General features: G+C 64.6%; 9 protein-coding genes. 3 read left to right on the forward strand and 6 right to left on the reverse strand.

The genetic code is table 11. The annotated features are described in order from the left end of the window. Positions 1-295: 295 nt before the first annotated feature. From HMPREF9440_RS01760 to HMPREF9440_RS01775, 4 genes are all read right to left on the reverse strand, one after another. On the reverse strand, positions 296-967 hold the full coding sequence (locus HMPREF9440_RS01760; protein ID WP_008540895.1) for an orotate phosphoribosyltransferase: 672 nt from the start codon (positions 965-967) through the stop codon (positions 296-298). 25 nt (positions 968-992) lie between these two features. Further along, positions 993-1,985 carry an amidohydrolase family protein gene (locus HMPREF9440_RS01765; protein ID WP_008540896.1) on the reverse strand — a complete coding sequence of 331 codons (993 nt, stop codon included), beginning with the start codon at positions 1,983-1,985 and terminating at the stop codon, positions 993-995. 215 nt (positions 1,986-2,200) lie between these two features. Beyond that, positions 2,201-2,542 carry a hypothetical protein gene (locus HMPREF9440_RS01770; RefSeq protein WP_008540897.1) on the reverse strand — a complete coding sequence of 114 codons (342 nt, stop codon included), beginning with the start codon at positions 2,540-2,542 and terminating at the stop codon, positions 2,201-2,203. 38 nt (positions 2,543-2,580) lie between these two features. After that, positions 2,581-3,069 carry a nitrous oxide-stimulated promoter family protein gene (locus HMPREF9440_RS01775; protein WP_008540898.1) on the reverse strand — a complete coding sequence of 163 codons (489 nt, stop codon included), beginning with the start codon at positions 3,067-3,069 and terminating at the stop codon, positions 2,581-2,583. Positions 3,070-3,283: 214 nt separating this feature from the next. Between HMPREF9440_RS01775 and HMPREF9440_RS01780 the strand changes: the two genes are divergently transcribed. The 3 genes from HMPREF9440_RS01780 to HMPREF9440_RS01790 all read left to right on the forward strand — a co-directional run bounded on the left by HMPREF9440_RS01780 (position 3,284) and on the right by HMPREF9440_RS01790 (position 6,433). Then, positions 3,284-4,387, forward strand: coding sequence for an amidohydrolase (locus HMPREF9440_RS01780; protein WP_008540899.1), 1,104 nt, complete (start codon positions 3,284-3,286; stop codon positions 4,385-4,387). A 167-nt stretch (positions 4,388-4,554) separates the two neighbouring features. Continuing rightward, positions 4,555-5,706, forward strand: a complete 1,152-nt coding sequence (locus HMPREF9440_RS01785; RefSeq protein ID WP_008540901.1) for an MFS transporter — start codon at positions 4,555-4,557, stop codon at positions 5,704-5,706. 91 nt (positions 5,707-5,797) lie between these two features. Beyond that, a complete protein-coding gene (locus HMPREF9440_RS01790; RefSeq protein ID WP_050816059.1) occupies positions 5,798-6,433 on the forward strand; it encodes an exonuclease domain-containing protein in 636 nt (211 codons plus the stop codon). 79 nt (positions 6,434-6,512) lie between these two features. Here the strand turns inward: HMPREF9440_RS01790 and HMPREF9440_RS01795 are convergent, their stop codons facing one another. Together HMPREF9440_RS01795 and HMPREF9440_RS01800 are read right to left on the reverse strand one after the other, a co-directional pair. After that, on the reverse strand, positions 6,513-7,418 hold the full coding sequence (locus HMPREF9440_RS01795; RefSeq protein ID WP_008540903.1) for a DMT family transporter: 906 nt from the start codon (positions 7,416-7,418) through the stop codon (positions 6,513-6,515). A 73-nt stretch (positions 7,419-7,491) separates the two neighbouring features. Continuing rightward, positions 7,492-7,908: a deoxycytidylate deaminase gene (locus tag HMPREF9440_RS01800; RefSeq protein ID WP_040763215.1), complete on the reverse strand. Its 417-nt coding sequence runs from the start codon at positions 7,906-7,908 to the stop codon at positions 7,492-7,494. Positions 7,909-8,110 lie beyond the last annotated feature (202 nt).

Genomic DNA, 8,110 nt, shown 5'->3' on the forward strand with positions numbered 1-8,110 from the left:
CCGAAAAAATTTTGGGCCTTTGCGCCAAAAGCGGCGTGTATATCAACCCTGGTCGACGCATGTTATCCGTGACCGCATTTGCGTTTCGAAAACATGTAACAAGAAATCATCACCGGAATGAATGCTTCCGGATTCCGTAAAAAGATCGGGAATGGGGTGCGGGGGAGTTCGGGTTCTGAGGGCTTCATTCGGGTTCAGTTTTGGCGCTCGGTTCGGTCAGAAGTTTTGGACGAGAAAAAGGCCGATCCCCGCTAGGGGACCGGCCTTCGAAGACGTTTCCGTATCTCGGCGCTTCTTAGTTTTCAGCGGCCTGCGCGGCGATGCCGTGGCGGGCGGCCCAGGTCCACGGATTGGCGAGCCAGTCCGTGAGGACTTCCTTCTGTTCGGCGTCGAGGCGCTTCGTTTCGATCGCCTTGTCGATCACCTTTTCGAAGCCGAGCATTTCGTGGCAGACGACGGCTTCCTTCTCGAAGAGCTTCTTCGTCTCGTCGATGCCGAAGCTCGTGATGGCGAGGCAGTCGGTGACGAGGGCGCCTTCGGCCTTCAGGGCTTCGACGGCGGAGAGGAGCGAAAGCCCCGTCGAGATGTGGTCTTCGATGATGAGGACGCGCTTGCCCTTCACGTCGGCGCCTTCGATGCGGCTCTTGTCGCCGTAGGTCTTCGGCTGCGAGCGCACGAAGATCGAGGGCTTCGAGAGGCGGTAGGCAAGCGCCGCGGCGTGCGAGACGCCGGCGCCTTCGACGCCCGCCACGACGTCGAACTCAAGACCGAGTTCGGCGATGCGGGAGGCCATCGTTTCGATGATGTCGCGCCAGGCGTCGGGGTGGGCGGTCAGCGTGCGGTTGTCGACGTAGATCGGCGTGACGAGGCCGGACTTCAAGCGCATGGGCGCTTCGAGGAACGTGACGGCGCCGTAGCCCACGAGGTGTTCGGCGAGGATGTCTTCAGCGATGCGGGACTTGAACATGTTTTGGTTTTCCTCTGATTGCTGATTAGTCGATGCCGATCGCCTTGCGGCCGTTGATCGTGGCGATCTTGACGAGTTCGTCGAAGTAGTCGAAGCGGCAGCCCGTGGCGAGCGTGGTCATTTCGTGCCACATGTCGCCGGCGTTCCAGGGCACCATCGCGTCGCAGACGTTGTCGGTGCCGAGCGCGACCGTGATGCCGGCCGGAACGAGTTCGTCCACGGGGGTCATCGAGTTGTGCATCGGGCCGATCACTTCGGAGCGCGGCGTGTCGATCCAGGCGGTCGGGCAGGCGATCATCATCACGTCCGCTTCCTTCATGCGGGCGTAGAGGCGTTCGCGGTACTTCTTGGAGTGCGCGGCGATCGAGATGCCGTGGATGGCGACGACGCGGCCCTGCATGCCGTGCTCGATCGTCTTGTCGCAGAGCTGTTCGGTTTCGTACTCGAGCGACTCGTTGAACTGGTCGACGTGCACGTGCACCATCTTGTTGAGGCTCTTCGCCGTGCCGAGGATGATGTCGAAGGCTTCGTCGCCCTTGCCGTAGTCGCGTTCGTCGCGCTTCGGGAGCGCGCCGATGATGTCGACCATCTCGGCGCCGATGTCGAACCACTTGCGGGCTTCGGGGTGAATGACGCCCTTCAAGGTCTGGTTCGCGAACTTGACGGTCAGCTGATCGGCGTAGTGTTCACGGGCACGAAGGCCGGCCTTGATCGCACGGTCTTCCGACTGCGGGTCGATGTCGACGAAGGTCGCGAGCGCGGTGACGCCCTGCGCGATCTGGTTTTCGAAGAACATCGAGAAGCGGCGGTAGAAGTCCTCCTCGGTCGATTCGCGCTTCAGACGGTCGAGCGCATCCCACTTCTGCTGCAGCGTGCAGGTGCGGCGCATTTCGAGAACGTCCGGGGAAAGCGTGTAGGCGCGGTCGGCATGCGCGTGGGTGTTGACCCAGCCGCCGGCGGCCTTGATGGCCGGCTCGATCATGTCGCGAATCGTCAGGGCGTGTGCGGTCGTGGACATTAACGACTCCTTCGTGAGGGGAGATGGCAGATATGAAAAAACCGCAGACGCAAAGGGGTTGCGTTTACGCGGCCAAATTGACTGAATTTTATAGATGAGACTTCGATTTGTCAAAGGTCTCGTAGCAATCGGAAACAATAACGCGGAATCGGGCGCGGTTGCGCCCAACTTCGCGTGAAGACGATCAGCGTTCGATACGGTTTCCGTTGCGTCCGTCAGCGGCGCTCGTAGAAGCGGCGAACGCGCGGGAGGCTGAAGACGGCGGCGGTCAGAAGCGTGAAGGCGGCGGTCCCGCCCATGATGGCGGCGGCCAAGGCGAAGGGGCGGCCTTCCGAGACGCGGCTCATGACGAGCATCGCGCCCGCGCGCACCCATTCGAGCGCCCAGAGGACGAGAAGGACGCGCTGCAGGAGCACCATCCACCGGCGCGGCACGAAGAGGAGCGCCGCGGGGATGAGCGTGAGGAACGCGAAGAGCCCCATGCCGTGGAACATCAGGTGCGCGCCCATCAGGATGTGGGCGAGGAAGGGAATCAGAAGAAGAAGGAAGAGCGCCATGGGGTCTCGTCGGGGTGTTTGGGGTGTGTTCGGGAAAATCAGTCGGCCGTCCTGCCGTTCTTGGAGGCCTCAGCCGCAGGCGTCTCGGCCTTCACGTCGGTCTTAGCGTCGGGCGCGGGCTTCACCGCAGGAGCCGCAGCGGGCTTCGCGCGGTTCCTGGGCTTCTCGGGCGCCGGGCGCATGCTGTCGAAGACGTGCCGGACCGCCATCACGGGGTGGCGCCAGATGAGGCGCGGGCCTGCCCAGCGCATGACCTCACGCGCAGTTTCGCGCTCCGCCGGCTTGTAGCAGTGGATGCGGCACTTCTCGCAGACGGGCTTCTCCTCCCCGTAGGGGCAGCAGGCGAGGCGCTTCAGCGCATAGTCGAGAAACGAGCGGCACGCCGGGCACACGCGGTCCGGGTCGTCGGGGTTCACGTCGTTCGGATGGTGCGCCCAGCAGTAGAGGCGCACCATCGCGCGGATGGTCTCGGTCTCGCCGCGAAGACGCGGGAGTTCCTCAAGACGCCGCATGCGGTCTTGGCTCATGAGTTTTTCTTTTTGGCTGTGTTCTAAGGAGATGGCCTTAAGCCGACCGGGGGAGCCTCGGCGTATGATGGACCATCGACCGGAGAGGATGCCCGAGGATTCTTAAGGCTGCTTTATCGGGATAGCCCGAGGGCCTCGGAAGCTCCCGAACGGGATCCTCATCCGACGACATTCAGGACCAGAACACGCACATCCTTCCCATAAGGAGATACCGATGTCCCTCATTTACGATGCCGCGGCCCTTCGCCGCGAACTCCACGAGATGCCCGAACTCGGGCTCAAGGAATTCCGCACCTCGGCCTACGTCGCCGAGAAGCTTCAGGCGCTCGGGATCGAGACGCAGACGAACGTGGGCGGCACCACGGGCGTGGTCGGCATCATCCGCGGCACGGAACCGGGCCCGGTCGTGCTGCTTCGCGCCGACATGGACGCGCTCCCCTTCAAGATCGACGGCAAGGACTGCGCGATCCACGCCTGCGGCCACGACGCCCACACGGCGATGCTTTTGGCGGCCGCGAGCCGCTTGGTGGGCAAGGTCCGCCGCGGGACGCTGAAGCTCCTCTTCCAACCCGCCGAAGAAACCTTGAAGGGCGCGCCCGCCATGATCAAGGCCGGCGTCTTGGACGACGTCGAATACGCCGTCGGCGCCCACATCCGTCCGATTCAGGACGTCCCGGCCGGGAAGATCTGCGCGGCGGTCCGCCATACGGCGTCCGCGACGACGTTCGTCACGATCAAGGGCCGCGGCGCGCACGCCGCCCGTCCGCACCTGGGCGTCAACACGATCGACGTCGCCTGCCGCGTGATCGGCGCGGTGCAGGACATTTGGTTGAACCCGACCGAAGTCTGGTCCGCCAAGGCCACGCAGATCCACGCGAACGCCGGTGCGACCAACACCGTGCCCGACACCTGCACGATCACCTTCGACGTGCGCGCCGGGAAGAACCCGCTCATGAAGGAGTACCTCCGCCGCATCAACCTCGCCTGCGAAATGACGGGGAAGGCGATGGAGGCCGAAGTGACGGTGGATACGCCGGAACTCTGCCCGGCCGCCGAGTACGATGACGATCTCGTCGAAGAAATCGCGCAGTCGATCCGCGACACCGCGGGCGTCGAAAACCTCGCGAAGGACTGCGGTGGCGGCGGCGAAGACTTCCACTGCTTCAAGATGGCGAAGCCCGAACTGAAGGCCGCCTACTTCGGCGTGGGCGTCGGCGCCACCCCGGGTCTGCACGCTCCCAACATGACGTTCGACGAGCAGTACCTGCCCTTGGGCGTCAACGTCTTCGTCGACTTCGTGACGAAGAAGATGGGTTGATCGGCCGACGCGCGTCGAAGCCCTGAGCCCCCGAAGGGCTCTCGAGAACCCCGGCAGGTCCCGCACCCGCCGGGGTTTTTTGAGCGCATTTCTCCGGCCGTCATCATTCTGAGATCGGCGGCCGATACAATCTCACGACCCCCAACTCTTTTCCATTCGGAGCACCCATGTCGGATGCGGTTTTTCTGCGCGACATTCCGCCTTCGCACCACGCCACGCGGCTTTCGTTCTTTCTCGCGGGCTTCATCATGGCCGTCTGGGCCTCGCTCGTCCCCTTCGTGAAGCAGCGCTTGGGGTTGGACGAAGCCGTCTTCGGGATGCTTCTTCTCACGTTGGGTCTCGGGGCCCTCGTCACGATGCCCCTCTCCGGCATGATCGTCTCGCGGCGCGGCACCCGCGAGGTGCTCGCGTGGGCGGTGCCGTTGACGAGCCTGCTCGCGGTCTTCATCCCGTGGGTCACGGACGCATGGGTGGCGGTCGCGCTCCTTGCGGTCTTCGGCGCCGTCTTCGGGGCGGTCGACGTCTCGATGAACGTCCACTCGATCGAAGTCGAAAAGGCCTCGGGCCGGCGGATGCTCTCGGGCTTTCACGCGCTCTACTCGGTGGGCGGCGTCGTGGGCGCGCTTCTGATGAGCCTCCTCATGAACCTCGGCTTGGCCCCTGCCTTCGCCGCGATGGCGCTCCTCATCCTGGGCGCGCTCTCCTGGGCCTGGGTCGGGCGCTGGACGTTGGTCGCCGGGATTTCGGAGGACGCCCACGGGCGGGGCTTCCCGTTGCCGAAGGGTCGCGTGCTTCTCTTGGGCTGCGTCTGCTTCGTGATGTTCCTCGTCGAAGGCTCGATCCTCGACTGGGGTGCGCTCTACCTCACCGAAGTGCAGGGCGCGGCGATCGAAAACGCAGGGCTCGGTTTCGCCGCCTTCAACGTCGCGATGACGCTGATGCGCTTCACCGGGGACCGCCTCATCACCCGCATCGGCCCGAGAAGCACCGTGCTCATGGGTTCGGTGCTCGCAGGCGCCGGGTTCATCCTCGCGGTCTCGGTGCCGAGCGCCTGGGTGACGGTGGCGGCCTTCTTCCTGGTCGGGATCGGGGCCTCCAACATCGTCCCCATCGCCTTCGCGGCGACGGGCGAGCAGAACGACATGCCGATGAGCCTCGCGATGGCGAGCGTGACGACCTTGGGCTATGCGGGGCTCCTCACGGAGCCTGCGCTGATCGGCTTCGTCGCGCACCGCACCTCGCTCGGGACGGCCTTCCTCATGGAAGTCTGTCTTCTTCTCTTCGTCGCCTGGTCCTCGCGGCTCTTCCGCGTGCATTGAGGGGGTCTTCGGAATCCCTCGAAAGAGGACCCCGCGAGGGGTCCCCGCGAAGCGGCTTAGAATAGGCCTCCGTTGAGCATTGGAGACCCTCATGGCCGAACGCTTCCTTTTTCTCGATACCGAAACCACCGGACTTTCCGTCACGGGAGGCGACCGTGTCTGCGAAATCGCGGTGGTGGAGGCGGACGAGAAGGGCAGGGCGATCAGAGCCTTTCACACGTACCTCAACCCGGAATGCCGCATGAACCACGTCGCGCAGAGCATCCACGGGTTGTCGACGTCGTTTCTCCTGGGGGCGCCGCGCTTCGCGGAGATCCAGGACGAATTCCTCGCCTTCGTGAAGGGCGCGACCATCGTCGCGCACAACGCGACCTTCGACCAGCACTTCATCGAAGGGGAGCTCGCGCGCGCGGGCGGGCCGTCCTTCTTCGGCTCCGTCAAAAAGATCGAGTGCTCCTGGCGCCGCGCACGGAGTCTCCTTCCCGTCGGGAAGAGGTCTTTGGAGGCGCTCTGCGAGCGCTTCGAGATCGGCACCGTCGACCGTTCGCTCCACGGGGCGCTCATCGACAGCGTGCTCCTGGGGCACGTCTGGGCGTCGCTCACCGCTTTGGAAAAAGGCGGCGTGATGCCGCTTCCCGTGCAGGCGAACCTGACGCCTGAGATCCGCCTGGCGCTTCGCCAGCCCCGCACCCCGAAGCTCGTCTGGGAGGGGCCGATCGAGGCCTGATCTCTGCCGGGAACTCCAAAAACGACGATGGGACCGCGTGAGCGGTCCCATCGTCATGTCGGGGCTGCGGATCGTCGTCTCAAGCCTCCCGCAGAATCACCGCAAGCCCGCCCAGGATGCCGACCAGCCCCACGAAGGCCATGACGGAGGTGGGCTCGTGCGCGACCAAGGCGGCGAGCACGAACGCCGTGACGGGCTCCAGGAGCGTCAGCGCGACGCCGGTCGCCGGGCTGATGCGCTTCAAGGCCTCGGAAAACGACAGGTACGCGACGCCCGTCACCATGACGCCCAAATAGACCGTGACGAGAAGGTCACTGATGGCCGGGGACGGGAGCCCCGAATTCACCCACGCGACGGGGAGTGCGATCAGCGACGCGGTCGTGAAGATCCAGGCGCTCGCACGGGCGCTCCCCGCGGTGCGCACGGCCTCTTCCGCGACGAACGCGTAGAGCGCGTACGAGAACCCGGCGAAGAGGCACGCGGTGAAGCCGAGCGTCGAGAGTTCCGCATCGCCCGCGCGCGAGACCGCCATGACGACGCCCCCGGCGACGGCGACGCCGGTGCCGAGGCACCAGCGCATCGAAGGCGCCTTCTTCTTCCAGAGGACGTTGATGATCCCGGCCCAGATCGGAGCGCTCCCGATCGTGACGGCGGACCCCAAGGCGATGCCGATCTCGCGCACGCCCGCAAAGAACCCGAAGTTGTAGGCGGCCATCGTGCAGCCGCCCAGAATCACGCCCACGGCAAGGCGGCGGGGCGAAGCCGGGGCGGCGGTGTTCGAGGCCGCCGGGGCCGACGCCTTCCGGCTCGTGAACAACACGAGCGGCCAGAAGAACGCCATCGAGAAGATGAGGCGCAGCGCGCCCACCCAAAGGGCGTCGGGGCCCTCGGGCGAAATGAAGGACTGGGCGGTGCCGGCCGTGCCCCAGAGGAGGGCGGCCAAGGCGGCGAGCAGAGCGCCGTGGAGAGCGGTGGAGGAATGCATGGGGGTCTGATTTCTTCAAGTGAAGAGAATTATAGGCCCCCAGCCGAAACGTCGGGAAAAGTGATTTCCCTTGTCAGAGCTGAGCCACCTTGATCCCGGCCTTCCGGAGGAATTCGAGCCCTTCGCTCGAGCGGTAGAGCTCGTGGTAGAAGACCTCGGTGATGCCGCACTTCTGGATGAGAAGCGCGCAGTGGATGCAGGGGCTGTGCGTGATGAAGATCGAGGCGCCCTTGGAGGAATAGCCGTTCTCCGCCAACTTCGCGATGGCGTTCAGCTCCGCGTGCTGCACTTCGGGGCGCGTGACCAACTGCCCGTCCACTTCCATCTCGCAGCAGTTGTCGTAGCCCGTCGGCATCCCGTTCCAGCCGAACGAGATGATCGAGTGGTTCTTCACGATGACGCAGCCCACCTTGAGGCGTGCGGCATAGCTGCGCTCCGCGGCGATGTGCGCGATGCGCATGTACATTTCGTTGTCTTTCTGAATGTTCATGACGGGTGTCTCGGGGGATTCGGCTCCGCGGTGCTCATCCGAAGGGATGCGGCGCGGGAAAAGCATGTCGGTTCGGAGGAAGTTTAGCGGCAGGAGGCCGTCCACGCGCAACGGAAGAACCTCATCCAAGGTGCGACACAAAATGAGACGACTACCGATCTATGGTCGGGAGTAAAGGAACCTCTTCACCGGGGCCCTTTCT

This window comes from Sutterella parvirubra YIT 11816 (assembly GCF_000250875.1).
GTDB classification, from domain to species: Bacteria; Pseudomonadota; Gammaproteobacteria; order Burkholderiales; family Burkholderiaceae_F; genus Sutterella; species Sutterella parvirubra.

Excerpts from the sequence above, each read along its gene's own strand:
- HMPREF9440_RS01800 (WP_040763215.1), bottom strand. The coding sequence starts at position 7,908 with ATGAACATTCAGAAAGACAACGAAATGTACATGCGCATCGCGCACATC.
- HMPREF9440_RS01765 (WP_008540896.1), bottom strand. The coding sequence starts at position 1,985 with ATGTCCACGACCGCACACGCCCTGACGATTCGCGACATGATCGAGCCG.
- HMPREF9440_RS01785 (WP_008540901.1), top strand. The coding sequence starts at position 4,555 with ATGTCGGATGCGGTTTTTCTGCGCGACATTCCGCCTTCGCACCACGCC.
- HMPREF9440_RS01775 (WP_008540898.1), bottom strand. The coding sequence starts at position 3,069 with ATGAGCCAAGACCGCATGCGGCGTCTTGAGGAACTCCCGCGTCTTCGC.
- HMPREF9440_RS01790 (WP_050816059.1), top strand. The coding sequence starts at position 5,798 with ATGGCCGAACGCTTCCTTTTTCTCGATACCGAAACCACCGGACTTTCC.
- HMPREF9440_RS01795 (WP_008540903.1), bottom strand. The coding sequence starts at position 7,418 with ATGCATTCCTCCACCGCTCTCCACGGCGCTCTGCTCGCCGCCTTGGCC.
- HMPREF9440_RS01780 (WP_008540899.1), top strand. The coding sequence starts at position 3,284 with ATGTCCCTCATTTACGATGCCGCGGCCCTTCGCCGCGAACTCCACGAG.
- HMPREF9440_RS01770 (WP_008540897.1), bottom strand. The coding sequence starts at position 2,542 with ATGGCGCTCTTCCTTCTTCTTCTGATTCCCTTCCTCGCCCACATCCTG.
- HMPREF9440_RS01760 (WP_008540895.1), bottom strand. The coding sequence starts at position 967 with ATGTTCAAGTCCCGCATCGCTGAAGACATCCTCGCCGAACACCTCGTG.